This is a genomic window from Cronobacter universalis NCTC 9529 (assembly GCF_001277175.1).
GTDB classification, from domain to species: Bacteria; Pseudomonadota; Gammaproteobacteria; order Enterobacterales; family Enterobacteriaceae; genus Cronobacter; species Cronobacter universalis.
Genome location: NZ_CP012257.1, coordinates 3,236,000 through 3,257,384 on the forward strand (window position 1 = coordinate 3,236,000; position 21,385 = coordinate 3,257,384).

Sequence of the window (21,385 nt, forward strand, 5' to 3'; positions counted from 1 at the left end):
GTAAGGTTAAGCCTCACGGTTCATTAGTACCGGTTAGCTCAACGCATCGCTGCGCTTACACACCCGGCCTATCAACGTCGTCGTCTTCAACGTTCCTTCAGGAGACTTATAGTCTCAGGGAGAACTCATCTCGGGGCAAGTTTCGTGCTTAGATGCTTTCAGCACTTATCTCTTCCGCATTTAGCTACCGGGCAGTGCCATTGGCATGACAACCCGAACACCAGTGATGCGTCCACTCCGGTCCTCTCGTACTGGGAGCAGCCCCCCTCAATTCTCCAGCGCCCACGGCAGATAGGGACCGAACTGTCTCACGACGTTCTAAACCCAGCTCGCGTACCACTTTAAATGGCGAACAGCCATACCCTTGGGACCTACTTCAGCCCCAGGATGTGATGAGCCGACATCGAGGTGCCAAACACCGCCGTCGATATGAACTCTTGGGCGGTATCAGCCTGTTATCCCCGGAGTACCTTTTATCCGTTGAGCGATGGCCCTTCCATACAGAACCACCGGATCACTATGACCTGCTTTCGCACCTGCTCGAGCCGTCACTCTCGCAGTCAAGCCAGCTTATGCCATTGCACTAACCTCCTGATGTCCGACCAGGATTAGCTGACCTTCGTGCTCCTCCGTTACACTTTGGGAGGAGACCGCCCCAGTCAAACTACCCACCAGACACTGTCCCCACGCCGGATCACGGCGCCAGGTTAGAACATCAAACATTAAAGGGTGGTATTTCAAGGTTGGCTCCACGCAGACTGGCGTCCACGCTTCAAAGCCTCCCACCTATCCTACACATCAAGGCTCAATGTTCAGTGTCAAGCTGTAGTAAAGGTTCACGGGGTCTTTCCGTCTTGCCGCGGGTACACTGCATCTTCACAGCGAGTTCAATTTCACTGAGTCTCGGGTGGAGACAGCCTGGCCATCATTACGCCATTCGTGCAGGTCGGAACTTACCCGACAAGGAATTTCGCTACCTTAGGACCGTTATAGTTACGGCCGCCGTTTACCGGGGCTTCGATCAGGAGCTTCTCTTGCGATAACCCCATCAATTAACCTTCCGGCACCGGGCAGGCGTCACACCGTATACGTCCACTTTCGTGTTTGCACAGTGCTGTGTTTTTAATAAACAGTTGCAGCCAGCTGGTATCTTCGACTGACTTCAGCTCCACCCGCAGGGGCTTCACCTACATGTCAGCGTGCCTTCTCCCGAAGTTACGGCACCATTTTGCCTAGTTCCTTCACCCGAGTTCTCTCAAGCGCCTTGGTATTCTCTACCTGACCACCTGTGTCGGTTTGGGGTACGATTTGATGTTACCTGATGCTTAGAGGCTTTTCCTGGAAGCAGGGCATTTGTCACTTCAGCACCGTGGTGCCTCGTCATCACGCCTCAGCCTTAACTTTCCGGATTTGCCTGGAAAGTCAGCCTACACGCTTAAACCGGGACAACCGTCGCCCGGCCGACATAGCCTTCTCCGTCCCCCCTTCGCAGTAACACCAAGTACAGGAATATTAACCTGTTTCCCATCGACTACGCCTTTCGGCCTCGCCTTAGGGGTCGACTCACCCTGCCCCGATTAACGTTGGACAGGAACCCTTGGTCTTCCGGCGAGCGGGCTTTTCACCCGCTTTATCGTTACTTATGTCAGCATTCGCACTTCTGATACCTCCAGCATGCCTCACAGCACACCTTCACAGGCTTACAGAACGCTCCCCTACCCAACAACACATAGTGTCGCTGCCGCAGCTTCGGTGCATGGTTTAGCCCCGTTACATCTTCCGCGCAGGCCGACTCGACCAGTGAGCTATTACGCTTTCTTTAAATGATGGCTGCTTCTAAGCCAACATCCTGGCTGTCTGGGCCTTCCCACATCGTTTCCCACTTAACCATGACTTTGGGACCTTAGCTGGCGGTCTGGGTTGTTTCCCTCTTCACGACGGACGTTAGCACCCGCCGTGTGTCTCCCGTGATAACATTCTCCGGTATTCGCAGTTTGCATCGGGTTGGTAAGCCGGGATGGCCCCCTAGCCGAAACAGTGCTCTACCCCCGGAGATGAGTTCACGAGGCGCTACCTAAATAGCTTTCGGGGAGAACCAGCTATCTCCCGGTTTGATTGGCCTTTCACCCCCAGCCACAGGTCATCCGCTAATTTTTCAACATTAGTCGGTTCGGTCCTCCAGTTAGTGTTACCCAACCTTCAACCTGCCCATGGCTAGATCACCGGGTTTCGGGTCTATACCCTGCAACTTAACGCCCAATTAAGACTCGGTTTCCCTTCGGCTCCCCTATGCGGTTAACCTTGCTACAGAATATAAGTCGCTGACCCATTATACAAAAGGTACGCAGTCACCCTCTTACGAAGGCTCCCACTGCTTGTACGTACACGGTTTCAGGTTCTGTTTCACTCCCCTCGCCGGGGTTCTTTTCGCCTTTCCCTCACGGTACTGGTTCACTATCGGTCAGTCAGGAGTATTTAGCCTTGGAGGATGGTCCCCCCATCTTCAGACAGGATATCACGTGTCCCGCCCTACTCATCGAGCTCACAACCTGTGTGCCTTCGTGTACGGGGCTGTCACCCTGTATCGCCGGCCTTTCCAGACCGTTCCACTGACACACACGCTGATTCAGGCTCTGGGCTGTTCCCCGTTCGCTCGCCGCTACTGGGGGAATCTCGGTTGATTTCTTTTCCTCGGGGTACTTAGATGTTTCAGTTCCCCCGGTTCGCCTCGTTTGACTATGTATTCATCAAACGATGATGCACCGAAGTGCACCGGGTTTCCCCATTCGGACATCGCCGGTTATAACGGTTCATATCACCTTACCGGCGCTTTTCGCAGATTAGCACGTCCTTCATCGCCTCTGACTGCCAGGGCATCCACCGTGTACGCTTGTTCGCTTAACCTCACAACCCGAAGAAGTCTTCGCGCTGCGAGTTTGAGAGACTCTGACACACCGCGCATTCCTTATTACGGAAGAATGCAACAGCGTGTCTGTTTCAATTTTCAGCTTGTTCCGGATTGTTAAAGAGCAAATATCTCAAACGTGACTTTACAGTCAGTTTTGAGATATTAATCGGTAACGCCTTTCACTCATTACCAGCAGGTGGCGTCCCTTAGGGGATTCGAACCCCTGTTACCGCCGTGAAAGGGCGGTGTCCTGGGCCTCTAGACGAAAGGGACTTCGCTTTCGCAGACAACCCTGCTTCTTTACTTTCTATCAGACAATCTGTGTGAGCACTACGAGGTTGTATCTTTCAGGTAAGGAGGTGATCCAACCGCAGGTTCCCCTACGGTTACCTTGTTACGACTTCACCCCAGTCATGAATCACAAAGTGGTAAGCGCCCTCCCGAAGGTTAAGCTACCTACTTCTTTTGCAACCCACTCCCATGGTGTGACGGGCGGTGTGTACAAGGCCCGGGAACGTATTCACCGTGGCATTCTGATCCACGATTACTAGCGATTCCGACTTCATGGAGTCGAGTTGCAGACTCCAATCCGGACTACGACGCACTTTATGAGGTCCGCTTGCTCTCGCGAGTTCGCTTCTCTTTGTATGCGCCATTGTAGCACGTGTGTAGCCCTGGTCGTAAGGGCCATGATGACTTGACGTCATCCCCACCTTCCTCCGGTTTATCACCGGCAGTCTCCTTTGAGTTCCCACCATCACGTGCTGGCAACAAAGGATAAGGGTTGCGCTCGTTGCGGGACTTAACCCAACATTTCACAACACGAGCTGACGACAGCCATGCAGCACCTGTCTCAGAGTTCCCGAAGGCACTCCCGCATCTCTGCAGGATTCTCTGGATGTCAAGACCAGGTAAGGTTCTTCGCGTTGCATCGAATTAAACCACATGCTCCACCGCTTGTGCGGGCCCCCGTCAATTCATTTGAGTTTTAACCTTGCGGCCGTACTCCCCAGGCGGTCGACTTAACGCGTTAGCTCCGGAAGCCACGCCTCAAGGGCACAACCTCCAAGTCGACATCGTTTACGGCGTGGACTACCAGGGTATCTAATCCTGTTTGCTCCCCACGCTTTCGCACCTGAGCGTCAGTCTTCGTCCAGGGGGCCGCCTTCGCCACCGGTATTCCTCCAGATCTCTACGCATTTCACCGCTACACCTGGAATTCTACCCCCCTCTACGAGACTCAAGCCTGCCAGTTTCAAATGCAGTTCCCAGGTTGAGCCCGGGGATTTCACATCTGACTTAACAGACCGCCTGCGTGCGCTTTACGCCCAGTAATTCCGATTAACGCTTGCACCCTCCGTATTACCGCGGCTGCTGGCACGGAGTTAGCCGGTGCTTCTTCTGCGAGTAACGTCAATGACTGCGGTTATTAACCACAATCCCTTCCTCCTCGCTGAAAGTACTTTACAACCCGAAGGCCTTCTTCATACACGCGGCATGGCTGCATCAGGCTTGCGCCCATTGTGCAATATTCCCCACTGCTGCCTCCCGTAGGAGTCTGGACCGTGTCTCAGTTCCAGTGTGGCTGGTCATCCTCTCAGACCAGCTAGGGATCGTCGCCTAGGTGAGCCGTTACCCCACCTACTAGCTAATCCCATCTGGGCACATCTGATGGCATGAGGCCCGAAGGTCCCCCACTTTGGTCCGAAGACGTTATGCGGTATTAGCTACCGTTTCCAGTAGTTATCCCCCTCCATCAGGCAGTTTCCCAGACATTACTCACCCGTCCGCCACTCGTCAGCAGAGCAGCAAGCTGCTCCCTGTTACCGTTCGACTTGCATGTGTTAGGCCTGCCGCCAGCGTTCAATCTGAGCCATGATCAAACTCTTCAATTAAAAGTCTGATGCTCAAAGAATTAAACTGTTAGTTCGTAATGAATTAACTGTTGTTCACTTGAGACTTGATATTCGTTTATCGTCCGTAGACGTTAAGATATCAGTGCCCCGAGTGCCCACACAGATTGTCTGATAAATTGTTAAAGAGCGGTGCGACGCGGCGTTCAGCCTGCTGTCGCGAGGTGGCGTATATTACGCTTTCCTCTTTCAGAGTCAAGCGTTTATTTTCGCTTTCGTCTGCCTGACGGGCCGGCTCGTTCGCCGTTGTGCCGTGTCAGTGGAGGCGCATTATAGGGAGTTCTTTGCGCCTGACAACCCCTAATTTCAAAAAACTTTCTGACCGTTCACTTTCCAGGCAATACGCCTGAAGAACAGCCATCATTGCCTGGTTTATAAACAAAAACGAGCCCCGAAGGGCCCGTTTTTCATTTTTTGCGAGTTACTGCACAGCGACGATACGATCGTCACGCACGATAAGCTCAATAGTTTTTCCGGGCACCAGCTCTCCGGAGAGGATTTGCTGCGCCAGCGGGTTTTCAATCTGCTGCTGAATGGCGCGTTTCAGCGGACGCGCGCCGTAAACCGGGTCGTAGCCGTTCTCGCCAAGCAACTGCAGAGCGTCGTCTGAGATATGCACCGCATAACCGCGGTCTTCCAGACGCTGGTAGAGCCGCTGCAACTGGATCTGCGCAATAGAAGCAATGTGTTGCTGCCCTAACGGATGGAACACCACTACTTCATCAATACGGTTGATGAATTCAGGACGGAAGCTCTGCCCGACCACGCCCATCACCAGTTCTTTCATGCTCGCGTAGTCCAGCGCGCCAAAACGTTCCTGAATCAGATCGGAACCGAGGTTAGACGTCATGATGACCACAGTATTGCGGAAATCGACCGTTCTGCCTTGTCCATCAGTCAGTCGTCCATCGTCCAGCACCTGCAACAGGATGTTGAAGACATCCGGATGCGCTTTTTCCACTTCATCCAGCAGGATGACGGAATAAGGGCGACGGCGAACCGCTTCAGTCAGGTAACCGCCCTCTTCATAACCGACATATCCCGGAGGGGCGCCCACCAGACGCGACACCGAGTGTTTTTCCATAAACTCGGACATATCGATACGCACCATCGCATCGTCGCTGTCGAACATAAAGTTAGCCAGCGCTTTGCAGAGCTCGGTTTTACCTACGCCAGTCGGCCCGAGGAACAGGAACGACCCAATCGGTCGGTTCGGGTCGGAAAGCCCTGCGCGGCTGCGGCGAATCGCATTCGACACCGCTTCGACCGCCTCATCCTGGCCAATGACACGCTGATGCAGATCCTGCTCCATACGCAGAAGCTTATCGCGCTCGCTCTCCAGCATGCGGGAGACCGGAATACCGGTCCAGCGCGCCAGCACCTCGGCGATTTCCGCGTCGGTCACTTTATTACGCAGCAATCGCATCGTTTTGCCTTCCGACTGCGTGGCGGCGGCGAGCTGTTTCTCAAGCTCAGGGATTTTGCCGTACTGCAGTTCAGACATCCGCGCCAGGTCACCCACGCGGCGCGCCTGTTCGATGGCGATTTTCGCCTGCTCAAGCTCTGCTTTAATAGTCTGCGTACCGGAGAGTGACGCTTTTTCCGCTTTCCACTCTTCTTCCAGCTCAGAATACTGGCGCTCTTTGTCCGACAGCTCATCGTTGAGCATATCGAGGCGTTTTTTACTGGCTTCGTCAGACTCTTTTTTCAGCGCCTGCTGTTCCAGCTTGAGCTGAATAATGCGTCGGTCGAGGCGGTCGAGCTCTTCCGGCTTCGAGTCAATCTGCATACGAATGCTGGACGCGGCTTCATCGATAAGGTCGATGGCTTTATCCGGCAGTTGCCGGTCGGCAATATAACGGTGCGACAGCGTCGCCGCCGCGACAATCGCCGGGTCGGTTATCTGCACATGGTGGTGCAGCTCATAGCGCTCTTTCAGGCCGCGCAGAATCGCGATGGTATCTTCCACCGACGGCTGGGCTACGAATACTTTCTGGAAACGGCGCTCCAGCGCGGCGTCTTTTTCAATATACTGGCGATATTCATCAAGCGTCGTGGCGCCCACGCAGTGCAGTTCGCCGCGCGCCAGCGCCGGTTTAAGCATGTTGCCCGCATCCATCGCGCCATCGGCTTTACCCGCGCCGACCATGGTATGCAGCTCATCGATAAACAGGATGACGTTGCCTTCCTGTTTTGAGAGATCATTCAGCACGCCTTTCAGACGTTCTTCGAATTCGCCGCGGTATTTCGCGCCGGCCACCAGCGCGCCCATATCCAGCGCCAGCACCCGGCGCCCTTTCAGGCCTTCCGGCACTTCGCCGTTAACGATACGCTGCGCCAGCCCTTCGACTATCGCGGTTTTACCGACGCCAGGCTCACCAATCAGTACCGGGTTGTTTTTGGTACGACGTTGCAGCACCTGAATCGTACGACGGATTTCTTCATCACGGCCAATGACCGGATCGAGCTTGCCCTGTTCGGCACGCTCGGTTAGATCGACGGTATATTTTTTCAGTGCCTGCCGCTGATCTTCGGCCCCCTGATCGTTCACGGTTTCGCCTCCGCGCATATTTTCAATCGCTTGTGTGACATTCGCGGTCGTAGCGCCCGCGGCTTTGAGTAAATCCGCAAGCGTGCCGCGCGACTCCAGCGCCGCCAGCACAAACAGCTCTGAAGAAATAAAATTGTCGCCCCGTTTCTGCGCCAGCTTGTCGCAGAGATTCAGCGCGCGCACCAGATCCTGAGACGGCTGAACGTCGCCGCCGGTGCCTTCCACCTGCGGCAGGCGGCTCAGCGCCTGATCGAGATCGGTGCGTAACTTCCCGGCATTAACGCCTGCGGATGTCAGTAACGGGCGAACGGAACCGCCTTCCTGATTTAGCAGGGCGCTCATGAGGTGAAGGGGTTCGATAAACTGGTTGTCGTGACCCAGTGCGAGAGACTGGGCATCGGCGAGAGCAAGCTGGAATTTATTGGTAAGACGATCCAGACGCATAACTCCTCCCATAACAGGTCAAAATTGCTACTGGAGATTAAATGAGGTCATCCCTCAATTATTCAAGGTTAATGGCCTGAAATATGTGGAGCGTCAGTTATCCGTACCGGATCGTCTTGATTCAATAGGTTATATCAGCCAAATGAAACTTGCCAGACGACCTGTCGTTCTGTCGCGGCGATACGAGAAAAAATCGTGGCTTTCGCTGTAGGTGCAGCGCTCACCGCCATAAACAGTGGTTACGCCCATCTTCGCGAGACGCTGGCGCGCCAGAAGATAGATATCGGCGAAATATTTCTCGCGGTGCGGGCGAAAAGCGGCCGCAGCGGCCGGGTCTTTAGCGATAAACGCCTCGCGCACTTCCGGACCGACTTCAAAAGCCTGCGGGCCAATCGCCGGGCCAAGCCAGGCCTGGATGGTGGCGGGCGGCGCGCGAAAACAGGCGACGGTCTCTTCGAGCACGCCTTCGCACAGCCCGCGCCAGCCTGCGTGCGCCGCCGCCACTTCCGTGCCGGACGCCTCGCAAAGCAGCACCGGCAGGCAGTCGGCGGTCATCACCGCGCAGACCGTTCCCCGCTCACGGGTATAAGAGGCATCCGCGCGCTTAGACGCATAGGGCCCGCCATCGAGATGAAGGACATCTTTGCCGTGAACCTGCTCAAGCCAGACGGGCGCGGAAGGAAACGTCGCCGCCTGATAAAAGCGCCGACGGTTCTCTTCGACATGTTCCGGATTATCCCCGCAGTGCGCGCCCAGATTTAACGCGTCATAAGGCGGCAGGCTGACGCCGCCGTGGCGGGTTGAGCTACAGGCCGCGACGCCCGAAGGCAGCGGCCACTGCGGAGTAATCAGTTTCATAACCAGTCCACGTCGTCTTTATGGGCTTCAAAATCAGCGCGCAGCGCGTCGATAAGATCGACCATATCCTGCGGAATAGGCGCATGCCACTCCATCAGAATGCCGCTAACAGGATGGTAGAGGCGCAGCATCGTCGCATGCAGCGCCTGGCGATCGAACTTACGCAGCGCCTGAATGAATGCTTCACTCGCGCCTTTCGGCGGGCGCGGACGGCCGCCATACAGTTGATCGCCCACCAGCGGATGGGTGATGTGCGCCATGTGTACGCGGATCTGGTGCGTACGGCCGGTTTCCAGACGCAAACGCAGGCGGGTGTGAATCCGAAAATGCTCCATGATGCGGTAGTGCGTCACCGCCGGTTTACCCATCGGATGCACCGACATATGGGTGCGTTTGGTCGGATGGCGGCTGATAGGCTCGCTGACCGTACCGCCCGCCGTCATATGACCGATCGCCACCGCCTCATACTCGCGGGTAATTTCGCGCAGCTGCAGCGCTTCGACCAGGCGCGTCTGCGCCGGGACAGTTTTCGCCACAACCATCAGGCCGGTCGTGTCTTTATCCAGACGATGCACAATGCCCGCACGCGGAACATCGACGATAGGCGGGTAATAGTGCAGCAGCGCGTTCAGTACGGTGCCGTCCGGGTTGCCGGCGCCCGGATGAACCACCAGATCGCGCGGCTTGTTGATAACCAGAATATCGTCATCTTCATAGACGATATCGAGCGGGATATCCTGCGGCTCGAAGCGCGCTTCTTCTTCGATTTCAGCATTGATGGCGACACGTTCCCCACCCAACACTTTCTCTTTCGGCGTATCGCACATCTGGCCGTTTACCAGCACGCGCTGGTCGAGGATCCATTCTTTTATGCGTGAACGTGAATAATCCGGGAACAATTCGGCCAAAGCCTGATCTAAGCGTTGACCGAGCTGTGACTCGGACACCGTTGCGGTGAGTTGTACTCGTTGTGCCATATACAGCTTCTTCGTTAACGTTGGGTTTTACGGCTTTGCCGTTTAATATAGTGTGCTATTGTAGCTGGTCTTAATCGGGAGCTGGAACAGTGAAACTCCCGCATAACATCTGAGGAAAGTCAAAACGTCATGACGCGCATGAAATATCTGGTGGCAGCCGCCACGTTGAGCCTGGCTTTGGCGGGCTGCTCCGGTTCTAAGGAAGAGGTGCCCGATAATCCGCCTTCAGAGATCTACGCGACTGCGCAGCAAAAGCTGCAGGACGGTAACTGGAAAGCGGCAATAACGCAACTGGAAGCGTTAGATAACCGTTATCCGTTTGGCCCTTATTCTCAGCAGGTACAGCTGGATCTGATCTACGCCTATTATAAAAATGCCGATCTGCCGCTGGCCCAGGCCGCTATTGACCGCTTTATTCGCCTTAACCCGACTCACCCGAACATCGACTACGTGATCTACATGCGCGGCCTGACCAATATGGCGCTGGATGACAGCGCGCTCCAGGGCTTCTTCGGCGTCGATCGCAGCGACCGCGATCCGCAGCATGCGCGCGACGCGTTCCGCGACTTCTCGAAACTGGTTCGCGGCTATCCGCAGAGCCAGTATGCCACCGACGCCACTAAGCGTCTGGTCTATCTGAAAGATCGTCTGTCGAAATATGAGCTTTCCGTTGCGCAATACTACACCAAACGCGGCGCGTGGGTGGCGGTAGTGAACCGTGTTGACGGTATGCTGCGTGATTATCCGGATACCCAGGCGACCCACGAAGGGCTGGGCCTGATGGAAAACGCCTATCGCGAGCTGCAGCTCAATGCGCAGGCGGATAAAGTGGCGAAAATTATCGCCGCGAACAACACCGGCTCCTGAGCTTCGCTTTAGCGTAAAAAGCCAGCCCACCGGGCTGGCTTTTTTATGGGCGTTACTCTCCCGTCCAGCCCGAACCGTCAATGAAGATCACGCGGTCATCAAGCCACTCGCGCACAATGTTATCGGCGGCCTTACGAGCGTTTTCGGCCGTCCAGCCACGATCGTTCTGAAGCCATTCCGCGGTCGCCTTACGCGCGGGCTCAATCGCCGCCAGCGCTTTTTCACGCTGCGCTTTCGGCCAGGCGGCTTCATCCTTCCACTCGCGGATCTCGTTTTCAGAATCACGCGGCTTTTTACCCTGCTCCGCAGGCTTGAGGTAATCCTCAGGTTTAACGGTCACATGCAGTTCAAAGATCCGCCAGTCCGCATAGCTTGAAAACTGAATGGTCCCGGCGCCGTCGCTGGCTTTACTCAGCGCATCGCTGAACGCATCGTTGAGCGCCTTCCAGGCGGGCGTACTGAAAATCGCGGCCTGCGGCGCGCAAATCGGCGCGGAACCGTCGCGCGATGAGCCATACAGCGCCCCGAACGCCTCATAGGCGGCCTGGCCCTGCGCCGGGAAAATAAAGCAATGTACGTACGGACGATCGTCATCGTTTTCGTAGTCGAGCCTTTCGATATGCATACGCAACAGCGTCAGCACCGCCCGGTCTTTACTCTCCTTCGGGTCGCTGTCGATATCTTTCATTATCGACCAGGCGAAATCATCATCTTTAAGCCCGTCCAGCGCCATCTGGTGACGCTTATTGGCCTCCTGCGCCGTCACGCCGCTGGCGGGCACGAAACGGTTGAGATAGACCAGCCATGCGGAGGCCAGCGGTGTCTGATACTGGCGTAGCTTATCGGCCGCCGTGGCGGGGGCTGTCGGGATAAGGCTCACCGCGGCATCAAAGTCGTGGGTGGCGCGGTGCGCGATACGCTCAAGCTGTTCAGCGCGGGGTTTCATGGAGGCCGTCAGGCACGCGTTAAGCTCGCTCGCGTTACCCGCGCAGGCGTTGCGCGTTTTAAGCCACGCGCGCTGCTCCGTGCGTAACGCCGCGGCATCCTGCGCAGTCATGCTTCCCGTTGCGCGCAGATAACTGTCATTAATTTTGCTGTCCAGCTCACCGAGCGGCTGTTGCTGGCAGATGGCGTATTCCACGGGCGTGCCCGCTTTATCGCAGTCAAATGATGCGGCGACGGCAGGCATGGCGCTACAGGCAAACGTCACACAGAACGTAAGACGGCGAAGCGCCGCCAGCCGGGAAGTGGCTTTCATAACAATCCTTTTGAGGTAAGACCTGCACATTCAGGCAGGCGGTAATAACGCATTATTGCCGAAGCCGCCGTTTTCGAGGAGCTCTTAAAAAAGGTACAGCCGTGAAGTGACGGAAAAATGTTCGCAAGTGCAGGATTGATGAAGCTTTAAACAGGAAGGACGATGAGGTTAACTCATCAACTATGACCGCTTTTCACGAGGCCGACAAGGGAAATCCGCCCTCTTCCTGTCCTGACTCACAAAAACACTTTATTGACAAAAAGTGACAAAATTAAGTGATCTGAATCACGCAAATTGACGCAGGGGCGGTTATGCTGAAGTTACCAAGACGGGAAAGACAAGAGGTAACATTTATGACAATGAACATTACCAGCAAACAGATGGAAATCACCCCCGCTATCCGCCAGCACGTCGCCGACCGTCTCGCCAAACTTGAAAAATGGCAAACTCATCTGATTAATCCGCATATCATTTTATCTAAAGAACCCCAGGGGTTCGTCGCTGACGCCACCATCAACACGCCTAACGGTCATCTGGTCGCCAGCGCCAAACATGAAGATATGTACACGGCCATAAACGAACTCATTAACAAGCTGGAAAGGCAACTGAACAAGGTGCAGCATAAAGGCGAAGCCCGCCGCACCACCGGCTCTGTTAAAGACGCTAACCTCGCCGAAATCGAGGAAGAAGAAGAGTAAAACCATCAGCGTCATCTTTTATCACGCGCCTTCGGGCGCGTTTTTTATTGACAGAACAAAAAGGGTGCGGGTACTTTACCGGTATGCTTATTAAGGAATCTCTCATGAAGCAACACGCGTTTTTCTTCGCTTTCTTTTTTACCTTCCCCTGAACGGGAGGCGTGTCGTCGTACAGAAAGCAAGCGAAGACGAACTAACAGGCCTCCCACTCCGGGGGGCCTTTTTTATGGCTATACACAAGGTGGCGTTATGACTGCGGAAAACCCGTTGCTGGCCCTGCGCGATAAGATCAGCGCGCTGGATGAACAATTACTCGCCCTGCTGGCGCAACGCCGGGCGCTGGCGGTTGAAGTGGGAAAAGCGAAACTCGCCACTCACCGGCCGGTCAGGGATATCGATCGCGAGCGGGATTTACTGGAACGGCTTATTAGCCTTGGCAAAACCCACCATCTCGACGCGCACTACATCACTCGGCTTTTTCAGTTGATCATCGAAGACTCCGTTCTTACCCAGCAGGCGCTTCTCCAGCAGCATCTTAACCAGACCAATCCGCACTCCGCCCGTATCGCGTTTCTCGGCCCGAAAGGCTCTTATTCGCATCTGGCCGCCCGCCAGTACGCCGCCCGCCATTTCGATCAGTTCATTGAAAGCGGCTGCGCGAAATTCCACGACATTTTCAACCAGGTCGAGACCGGCCAGGCCGATTACGCCGTGGTGCCGATCGAGAATACCAGCTCCGGCGCGATTAACGATGTCTACGATCTGCTGCAACACACCAGCCTGTCGATTGTCGGCGAACTGACGCTGCCTATCGATCACTGCGTGCTGGTCTCCACCTCCACCACGCTTGAGAAAATCGAAACCGTCTACAGCCATCCGCAGCCGTTTCAGCAGTGCAGCCAGTTCCTCAAGCGCTACCCGAACTGGAAAATCGAATATTGCGAAAGCACCGCCGCCGCGATGGAGAAAGTCGCGCACGCCAGCTCTCCTTATGTCGCCGCGCTCGGCAGCGAAGCAGGCGGCGCGCTGTACGGTTTGCAGGTACTGGAGCGCAACCTCGCCAACCAGACGCAGAACATCACCCGCTTTGTGGTGCTGGCCCGTAAGGCTATCAACGTGTCCGATCAGGTGCCGGCGAAAACCACGCTGTTAATCGCCACCGGCCAGCAGGCTGGCGCGCTGGTCGAAGCGTTACTGGTTCTGCGTAATCACAATCTGATCATGACGAAGCTCGAATCGCGCCCGATTAACGGCAACCCGTGGGAAGAGATGTTCTATCTGGATATCCAGGCGAACCTCCACGACGCCGCGATGCAGCAGGCGCTGAAAGAGCTGGCGGAGATCACCCGGTCGATGAAAGTGCTGGGCTGTTACCCGAGCGAAAATGTGGTGCCGGTCGACCCGGCGTAACCAGAAGCGGCCGGGAACCCGGCCGCTTTTTTCATCCTTTGAAGCGCGGCTTCGGCAGACCCGCGACGCTGACCTCAAGCGTAAAGAGCGCGCCGGAGAGCGGGAATTTTTCCAGCTCCTCCAGATCCATGTTTTCCCGCGTAGTGGTGATATAAAGCGTTTTCATCGCCGGGCCGCCAAAACAGACCATCGTCGGGCAGCGCACCGGCAGGCGGTGTTCTTCAAGCTGCTCGCCGTCTGGCGAAAACCGCGCGATGCGGTGGCCGTCATACATCGCCGTCCAGTAGCAGCCTTCCACATCCAGCGCCGCGCCATCAGGAATGCCTTCGCCGTCGCCAAAGGTTTTGAAAATTTCGCGTTTGCCCGGCTCGCCGAGCTCATCAAGCGGCGTGCGGTAAATGACGCCTTTCGGCGTATCCGAAGTGTACATCCAGCGTTTATCCGGACTGAAGGCAAGCCCATTGGCGCCGTGAATATCGCTCTGGATAACATGCGCGCTCAGGTCATTGTCCACCCGCACCAGCAGCGCGCCTTTGTAATCGCCTGGCGCCCAGAAGGTGCCCGCGTAAAAGCGCCCGTCATGGTCGGTGCCGCCGTCGTTAAAGCGCGCCAGCGCCGGGTTATTGGGGTTATCGCAAATCTTCTGCCCCAGAATGCCGCGCTCGTCGGCAAGCCAGATGCCGCTGCGCAGCGCGACGATAAAACCGCCCTTCTCACGCAGCGCGAAACAGCCCACCTCTTCCGGGAACTGCCAGACCCGGTGTTCGCCGCTTTGCGGCTGATAGCGATGGATCTCCTGCTCCAGGATATCGGCCCAGTAGAGCGCCTGCTCCTGCGCGTCCCAGGTCGGGCATTCCGGCAGATGGCCGGTGTAATCAAACAACAGCTGCGGTTGCGCCATTTCGTTCATCCTTTTTCGCCATAAAAAAAGCCAGCGGAACTGGCCTGCTGGCTTTTGAGTATAAGCGGATTTTGCGTTACTGGCGGCTGTCATTCGCCTGGCGCAGCAGCGCGCGGCTCTCCTGCTGGAAGCGCTTCGCATAATCACCGAACCAGTGTTCAACTTTCCGGAAACTGTCGATAAACGCGCGCTTATCGCCCTGTTCCAGCAGGCCAATCGCCTCGCCAAAACGCTGATAGTAACGCTTAATCAGCGCCAGATTGCCCGGCGACGACATAATAATGTCGGCGTACAGCTGCGGATCCTGCGCAAACAGGCGGCCCACCATCGCCAGTTCCAGCCGGTAAATCGGCGAGGAGAGCGCCAGCAACTGCTCCAGTTGTACGTTTTCTTCCGCCAGATGCAGGCCGTAGGCAAACGTCGCGAAATGGCGCAGCGCCTGTATAAACGCCATGTTTTGATCGTGTTCGACCGCGCTGATGCGGTGCAGCCGCGCGCCCCACACCTGAATTTGCTCAAGGAACCACTGGTACGCCTCCGGCATGCGGCCGTCGCAGTAAACCACCACCTGTTTGGCGAGGCTGCCGCTGTCCGGCCCGAACATTGGGTGCAGGCCCAGCACAGGGCCGGTATGCGCTTCCAGCATCGCCTGGAGCGGCACGTTTTTCACCGAGGTTAAATCGACCAGTACGCAATCGTCAGGCAGCGCGGGCAGCTTGCGGATAATCGCCTCAGTGAGATGCACCGGCACGCTGACAATCACCATTCCGGCGTCGGCGCACAGCGTCTGCGCTTGCGGCCAGTCCTGCTGCTCCAGAATGCGCACCTGGTAGCCGGAAAGCGCGAGCATTTTTTCAAACAGCTGGCCCATCTGGCCGCCGCCGCCGACAATCACCACCGGGCGCAGCGCCGGGTTAAGCGTTTTAAACCCTTTATCGTTCTCGCTGGAGTAGGATTCGCGCATCACGCGCCGCAATACATCTTCAATAAGATCCGGCGGCACGCCGAGCGTTTCGGCCTCCTGACGGCGCGACGCCAGCATTGAGGCCTCGCGCTCCGGCACATAAATTGGCAGGCCGTAACGGCTTTTTACTTCGCCGACTTCCGCCACCAGCTCCAGACGGCGCGCCAGTAGTCCCAGCAGCGCCTTATCCACTTCATCGATTTGATCGCGCAGCGCGGTCAGTTCAGCCACCATCATTAAACCCCTTACGCCAGGCGCGCCGCCAGCGCCCCTTGCAGACTCTGATGAAGCTCGCGCAGCAGCGCCTCGGTGGTTTCCCAACTGATGCAGGCGTCGGTAACTGAAACGCCGTATTTCATGGCGCTGCGCGGCTGTTCGGAAGACTGATTGCCTTCGTGAAGGTGGCTTTCAATCATCAGACCAATAATAGAACGGTTGCCGTCTTTAATCTGCGCCACCGCGGATTCCGCGACGCCCGGCTGGCGGCGGTAATCTTTATTCGAGTTGCCGTGGCTACAGTCGATCATCAGCGCCGGACGCAGGCCCGCCTGCTCCATCTCTTTTTCGCACTGCGCGACATCCGCCGGACTGTAGTTCGGCGCTTTGCCGCCGCGCAGGATCACATGACCATCGGGGTTGCCCTGGGTTTGCAGCAGGCACACCTGGCCTGCCTGGTTGATGCCGACAAAACGGTGCGGCATCGCGGCGGCGCGCATCGCGTTAATGGCGGTCGCGAGACTCCCGTCTGTGCCGTTTTTAAAGCCGACCGGCATTGAGAGGCCGGACGCCATTTCGCGGTGCGTCTGCGATTCCGTGGTACGCGCGCCAATCGCGGACCAGCTAAAGAGATCGCCTAAGTATTGCGGGCTGTTCGGATCGAGCGCTTCGGTCGCGAGCGGCAAGCCAAGGCTGACCAGATCCACCAGCAGGCGGCGCGCGATTTTCAGCCCCGCTTCCACATCAAACGAGCCATCCATATGCGGATCGTTAATCAGCCCTTTCCAGCCGACCGTGGTGCGGGGCTTTTCAAAATAGACGCGCATGACAAGGTAAAGACTATCGCTGACCTGTTCGGACAGGGTCTTAAATCGACGAGCATATTCCATCGCGGCTTCAGGATCGTGGATCGAGCAAGGTCCACACACCACCAGCAGACGCGGATCGCGACCGGCGATAATATCGGAAATGGTCTGGCGAGAGCGCGCGATCTGCGCCTCCTGTTCAACGGTCAGCGGGAACTGGGCTTTGAGTTGATCGGGAGTGATTAATACCTGTTCATCGGCGATGTGAACATTATTCAGCGCGTCTTTTTGCATGATGGCGATCCTGTAAGTTTGCTCGTTGCGATAGTTTTCCTCTGCGAGGAGGATTTAACAATATCACAGACGGTAAAGATTTCAATCCATAATACGTACCGATAAGTTTACAAAAAGAAAATAAATGGCTTTTACAGGGCCTTTATCTGGAACTATAAATTTACAGAAAAGAAAAGGCGGGTTTCCCCGCCCTGTTATTACTGCCCTTTTTCAACGACCGGTTCGCGACGCCCCTGCCGCCAGCGCCAGTAGTCCGTCAACAATATTATAACGAGGCTGACGCCCATGACCGGCAACGCCAGCCCCAGCAGTACGGCTGCCGCGATCGTCACCACGCGCCAGATAACCGCCAGATTCAGCCAGCCCTGGCTTAGCGTCGCCGCAGGGCTGACCAGCGGCCCCTGCGGACGACGCAGCCACCAGAGCCGGTAGCCAAGCACAATTGCCACGCACAGCGCGATGCCAAAGGCGATAAGCAGCAGCTGGTTCGGCAGGCCGAACAGGATGCCCATATGAAAATCGACGCCCCAGCGCGTGAGCTTCGCCATCAGCGGGTAATCCGCGAAGCGTGTGATATCGATCGCCTGGAGCGTGGCGCCGTCCACTGCCACGGCATCCACCTGCGTGGGCCAGGCGCGATCGATTTCCGTCACCGTCCAGGCGCGCCCCGCCTCACGCGGCGGACGAATCTCCAGCCTGCGGGCGTCGATCCCGGAGGTTCTCGCCGCCTGCAACACCTGGTCATACTGGCGCGCGTCGATATGCAGCGCTGGCATGTTCATCGCGCCGTGATGCATATGGTGCTCCGCATGCGGATCGTGTTCCTGCGCCCCGCCATGCAGCTGCGTGTTGACCTGCGGCGTCAGCCAGCCAAACGCGGCGCGCATCTTATCGACGTTCGCGCCCGCCCATTGCGACCAGGTAAGTCCGGTCGCAGAGAAAAGCAGCATACCGGCGAGCAGCGCCCAGCCGAGACCCGTATGCAGGCGGCGTGTATTCTGAAACGCGTTTTTCATGCGCCGTTTCGGGCGGGTGAAGCACCAGAGCGCGATGCCGCCAAGCGCCGCCACCCACATCCATGAGGCCGCCAGTTCGCTGTAGACGCGCCCGATATCGCCAAGCAGCAGCGAGCGGTGCGCGTAATCTATCCACTGGCGCAGGGGCAGGATGCCGCTGGTGCCATAGACGGTCATGTCGCCTTTTACCGCAAGCGTCACCGGATCGATAAATATCGCGCGCGACTCCGACTCGCCAAGCGACGGGTCAGCAAACATCACCCGCGTCGTCTCGCCAGGCGTTAACGCCGGACGCACCGCAGAGAGGCGCAACTTACCGCCGGTCTGTTGCTCCGCGGCCGTGATTTGCTGCGCCAGCGGCTGACGCTCGCCCGACGTAGCGCCGGACAGCGCCTCGCGATAGATCCAGGTTTCGAGCTGCGGGGTCGCGACATAGAGCGTGCCCGTCAGCGCGGCGATGAAGATAAACGGCCCGATAAACAGACCAATATAGAAATGAAGGCGTCGCAGCAGGTTTACCCATGCCGCGCGCGGCGTGCAGGAAGTCATACTTTTCCTTTTTTAAAAGCAGGTGTTATCGCTGCGCCAGGGCGCAGGGGTTTTTAGCAGGAAAAAGCAGACAGGCGCGGCGGCGCGCGGGTATCGGGCCAGAGACGCGGGTAAAAGCGCCAGTGCCTGGCCACCGGGCGAGGAACCGGCAACCGGACGCGTTGCAGAATAAAGGAGACGAGCAGTGTAAGCGCCAGCAGCAGGCCGGGAACATGCGCCAGCAAAACGCAGTAGCCGCACGCTTCGGCATGATCGACCGGCATGGATACCGGTTCAGGGGCAGCCCTCTCGTGGTGCATCTCCTGATGCATATCGGCCATATCGCCTATATCGGCCATCGGCATCGCATGATGCATGCCGGGCATCGCGCTCATCGGGTCTTTTTGCAGACTGACGGAGATCAGCGGCGCCACCACAATCAGCAGGATCGCGAACAGCGCAAGCATGGCTGCGCGATAACGAAACACGGACTGATAAAAGATGTTGCTGCCCACTGCACCTCCAGAAAGGGAGGCTTATTGTAAATGATTTGGATGCTGAAGGTTAACGCAAAGGAAGGAATTCAGGCGCTCTTTACACATTGTGCCGCCACATTACCGTCAAAAAAAGGGCCAGCCCGCAGGCCAGCCCTTTTTATATCGGATGTCGCTTAAGCGAATCTTAGTTAAGACGCTCTTTGATACGAGCAGACTTACCAGTACGCTCACGCAGGTAGTACAGTTTAGCTTTACGTACAGCACCACGACGTTTAACAGCAATGCTGTCAACTACCGGAGAGTGAGTCTGGAAGACACGCTCAACGCCTTCGCCGTTGGAGATTTTGCGAACAGTGAATGCAGAGTGCAGACCGCGGTTACGAATAGCGATAACCACGCCCTCGAATGCCTGCAGACGTTTTTTGGAACCTTCAACAACCCATACTTTCACTTCCACGGTATCACCCGGACGGAAGGAAGGTACGTCCTGCTTCATCTGCTCTTGTTCAATTTGCTTAATAATGTTGCTCATAATTTAATCTCTTATCCTGGGTAAACTGATGTTTCGGGTAGCGGCTTACGCGTCGCCAGTCCCATCATGTCTATGTTGCTGTTGCGCGTGCTCAGTTTTGAACTCCGCCAGCAACTTTGCTTGCTCTTCAGTCAGAGCCAGGTTTTCCAGAAGTTCAGGTCTTCTAAGCCAGGTACGGCCCAGCGACTGCTTCAGGCGCCAGCGTCTGATTTGGGCATGGTTCCCCGACAGTAAAACTGGCGGTACTTCCATCCCTTCTAACACTTCAGGCCGGGTATAGTGCGGGCAATCCAGCAACCCGTCGGCAAAGGAGTCTTCCGTCGCCGACGCTTCGTGACCGAGTACGCCCGGAATAAACCTGGCGACCGAATCAATCAGCGTCATGGCGGGTAGCTCGCCGCCGCTGAGAACGTAATCGCCGATTGACCATTCTTCGTCAATTTCGGTCTGAATTACGCGCTCATCTATCCCTTCGTAGCGGCCACAAACCAGAATTAACTTCTCGTTCGTCGCCAGCTCACTGACGCCCGCTTGATCAAGCTTGCGTCCCTGAGGTGAAAGGTAAATCACCTTTGCGCCCTCGCCTGCCGCGGCTTTCGCTGCGTGAATGGCGTCCCGCAAGGGTTGCACCATCATTAGCATCCCCGGTCCGCCGCCGTAGGGCCTGTCGTCCACGGTACGGTGCCGGTCGTGCGTGAAGTCGCGAGGACTCCAGCTGTCGATGCTCAGCAGGCCATTTTTTACTGCCCGGCCAGTTACCCCGTAATCGGTAATCGCGCGGAACATCTCAGGAAACAGGCTGATTATGCCAATCCACATAGCGCCGTTTATTACCGTTTGTCCGGAGGTTTAAAAACCAGGATCCCAATCTACTTCAATGGTTTGAGTAGCGAGATCGACTTTCTTGATAACCTGCCCATCGAGGAACGGAAGTAACCGCTCCTTGATACCGAACGCATCTTTCAGGTTTGCCTTCACGACGAGCACGTCGTTCGACCCGGTTTCCATCATGTCGATGACTTTACCGAGGGTGTACCCTTCAGTCGTGACTACCTGGCAACCGATAAGGTCTTTCCAGTAGTAGTCGCCTTCTTCGAGGTCCGGCAACTGCGAGGAATCCACGACAATTTCGCAATTGGTCAGCAGATTCGCGGCATCACGATCGTCAACGCCTTTCAGCTTGATGATGATGTCCTGATTGTGGTGCTTCCAGCTTTCCAGCTGTACTTGCTGCCACTGACCCGCCTGCTGGATAAACCAGGGCTGATAGTCAAAAATGCTTTCGGCGTCTTCGGTGGAGGAAAACACTCTGAGCCAACCACGAATGCCGTAACAAGAACCCATCTTCCCGAGAACAATCGGGTTAACAGGGGCTTTAGCGGCGTCTTGCTTGCTCATCATGACCACCGTGACAGATTAAGCTGCTTTTTTTGCTGCTTTGATCAGCGCGGAAACGCGATCGGAAACGGTAGCGCCCTGGCCAACCCAGTGCTCGATACGATCCAGATCCAGGCGGGTGCCTTCTTCTTTCTCGTTCGCGATCGGGTTGAAGAAACCAACGCGCTCAATGAAGCGACCGTTGCGTGCATTACGGCTATCAGTAACGACAACCTGGTAGAACGGACGCTTTTTAGCGCCGTGACGTGCTAAACGAATAGTTACCATAACATCCTCTTGTGTGAATAAAACACCGGGCCCCATCGAGGAACGGAGCCCGGCGTCATATTAAAAGCCCGAAAATTTTACT

General features: G+C 56.3%; 17 protein-coding genes, 1 tRNA gene, 2 rRNA genes and 1 other annotated feature. Of the genes, 4 read left to right on the top strand and 16 right to left on the bottom strand.

Going from position 1 to position 21,385, the window contains the following annotated elements:
- Nucleotides 1-2 precede the first annotated feature (2 nt).
- The 6 genes from AFK65_RS14930 to rluD form a co-directional block, all read right to left on the bottom strand.
- Nucleotides 3-2,904 (bottom strand): 23S ribosomal RNA (locus tag AFK65_RS14930).
- A gap of 201 nt (nt 2,905-3,105) precedes the next feature.
- Nucleotides 3,106-3,181: transfer RNA gene (locus AFK65_RS14935), tRNA-Glu, on the bottom strand.
- 79 nt (nt 3,182-3,260) lie between these two features.
- Nucleotides 3,261-4,803: ribosomal RNA gene (locus AFK65_RS14940) — 16S ribosomal RNA — on the bottom strand.
- The 16S and 23S rRNA genes sit together here with 1 tRNA gene alongside, the layout of an rRNA operon.
- 439 nt (nt 4,804-5,242) lie before the next feature.
- The gene (gene clpB / locus AFK65_RS14945; RefSeq protein ID WP_007700913.1) at nt 5,243-7,816 is read right to left on the bottom strand and encodes an ATP-dependent chaperone ClpB; all 2,574 of its coding nucleotides are present in this window, start codon (nt 7,814-7,816) and stop codon (nt 5,243-5,245) included.
- Nucleotides 7,817-7,945: 129 nt separating this feature from the next.
- The gene (gene yfiH, locus AFK65_RS14950) at nt 7,946-8,674 is read right to left on the bottom strand and encodes a purine nucleoside phosphorylase YfiH (protein ID WP_038856490.1); all 729 of its coding nucleotides are present in this window, start codon (nt 8,672-8,674) and stop codon (nt 7,946-7,948) included.
- On the bottom strand, nt 8,671-9,651 hold the full coding sequence (rluD, locus tag AFK65_RS14955) for a 23S rRNA pseudouridine(1911/1915/1917) synthase RluD (RefSeq protein WP_038856489.1): 981 nt from the start codon (nt 9,649-9,651) through the stop codon (nt 8,671-8,673). Before rluD ends, yfiH begins: the two co-directional genes overlap by 4 nt.
- 129 nt (nt 9,652-9,780) lie before the next feature.
- On the opposite strand from rluD, the gene bamD reads away from it, so the two are divergent.
- Nucleotides 9,781-10,518: an outer membrane protein assembly factor BamD gene (gene bamD / locus AFK65_RS14960; protein WP_007700925.1), complete on the top strand. Its 738-nt coding sequence runs from the start codon at nt 9,781-9,783 to the stop codon at nt 10,516-10,518.
- Nucleotides 10,519-10,570: 52 nt separating this feature from the next.
- Here bamD and AFK65_RS14965 read toward each other — a convergent pair whose 3' ends face one another.
- Nucleotides 10,571-11,776: a lysozyme inhibitor LprI family protein gene (locus tag AFK65_RS14965; protein ID WP_007700928.1), complete on the bottom strand. Its 1,206-nt coding sequence runs from the start codon at nt 11,774-11,776 to the stop codon at nt 10,571-10,573.
- A gap of 353 nt (nt 11,777-12,129) precedes the next feature.
- Here AFK65_RS14965 and raiA point away from each other — a divergent pair, with 353 nt between their 5' ends.
- The 3 genes from raiA to pheA all read left to right on the top strand — a co-directional run bounded on the left by raiA (nt 12,130) and on the right by pheA (nt 13,884).
- Nucleotides 12,130-12,474, top strand: coding sequence for a ribosome-associated translation inhibitor RaiA (gene raiA / locus AFK65_RS14970; protein WP_007700931.1), 345 nt, complete (start codon nt 12,130-12,132; stop codon nt 12,472-12,474).
- Between the two features lie 103 nt (nt 12,475-12,577).
- Nucleotides 12,578-12,702, top strand: a sequence feature (Phe leader region).
- Nucleotides 12,579-12,626 (top strand): pheA operon leader peptide PheL, encoded by a 48-nt coding sequence (gene pheL, locus AFK65_RS22150; protein ID WP_192961017.1) that lies wholly within the window; start codon nt 12,579-12,581, stop codon nt 12,624-12,626. It overlaps the preceding feature by 48 nt.
- Nucleotides 12,703-12,723: 21 nt before the next feature.
- Nucleotides 12,724-13,884, top strand: coding sequence for a bifunctional chorismate mutase/prephenate dehydratase (pheA, locus tag AFK65_RS14975; RefSeq protein ID WP_007700932.1), 1,161 nt, complete (start codon nt 12,724-12,726; stop codon nt 13,882-13,884).
- Nucleotides 13,885-13,915: 31 nt separating this feature from the next.
- On the opposite strand, the gene AFK65_RS14980 is transcribed toward pheA, so the two are convergent.
- From AFK65_RS14980 to rpsP, 9 genes are all read right to left on the bottom strand, one after another.
- A complete protein-coding gene (locus tag AFK65_RS14980) occupies nt 13,916-14,785 on the bottom strand; it encodes an SMP-30/gluconolactonase/LRE family protein (protein ID WP_420888526.1) in 870 nt (289 codons plus the stop codon).
- A gap of 76 nt (nt 14,786-14,861) precedes the next feature.
- Entirely contained in the window at nt 14,862-15,983 is a 1,122-nt protein-coding gene (gene tyrA / locus AFK65_RS14985; protein WP_032805622.1) for a bifunctional chorismate mutase/prephenate dehydrogenase, read from the bottom strand.
- A gap of 11 nt (nt 15,984-15,994) precedes the next feature.
- Nucleotides 15,995-17,065 (bottom strand): 3-deoxy-7-phosphoheptulonate synthase AroF, encoded by a 1,071-nt coding sequence (gene aroF, locus AFK65_RS14990; protein WP_007700941.1) that lies wholly within the window; start codon nt 17,063-17,065, stop codon nt 15,995-15,997.
- Between the two features lie 197 nt (nt 17,066-17,262).
- A complete protein-coding gene (locus tag AFK65_RS14995; protein ID WP_038856488.1) occupies nt 17,263-18,630 on the bottom strand; it encodes a PepSY-associated TM helix domain-containing protein in 1,368 nt (455 codons plus the stop codon).
- A 53-nt stretch (nt 18,631-18,683) separates the two neighbouring features.
- Nucleotides 18,684-19,124, bottom strand: coding sequence for a DUF2946 domain-containing protein (locus AFK65_RS15000; RefSeq protein WP_007700946.1), 441 nt, complete (start codon nt 19,122-19,124; stop codon nt 18,684-18,686).
- A 166-nt stretch (nt 19,125-19,290) separates the two neighbouring features.
- Complete coding sequence (rplS, locus tag AFK65_RS15005; RefSeq protein WP_006178051.1) at nt 19,291-19,638, bottom strand: 50S ribosomal protein L19; 348 nt, start codon at nt 19,636-19,638, stop codon at nt 19,291-19,293.
- 45 nt (nt 19,639-19,683) lie between these two features.
- Nucleotides 19,684-20,457, bottom strand: a complete 774-nt coding sequence (gene trmD, locus AFK65_RS15010) for a tRNA (guanosine(37)-N1)-methyltransferase TrmD (RefSeq protein ID WP_007700948.1) — start codon at nt 20,455-20,457, stop codon at nt 19,684-19,686.
- A 30-nt stretch (nt 20,458-20,487) separates the two neighbouring features.
- Nucleotides 20,488-21,036, bottom strand: a complete 549-nt coding sequence (rimM, locus tag AFK65_RS15015) for a ribosome maturation factor RimM (protein WP_032805623.1) — start codon at nt 21,034-21,036, stop codon at nt 20,488-20,490.
- 18 nt (nt 21,037-21,054) lie between these two features.
- A complete protein-coding gene (rpsP, locus tag AFK65_RS15020; protein WP_004385557.1) occupies nt 21,055-21,303 on the bottom strand; it encodes a 30S ribosomal protein S16 in 249 nt (82 codons plus the stop codon).
- Between the last annotated feature and the right edge of the window lie 82 nt (nt 21,304-21,385).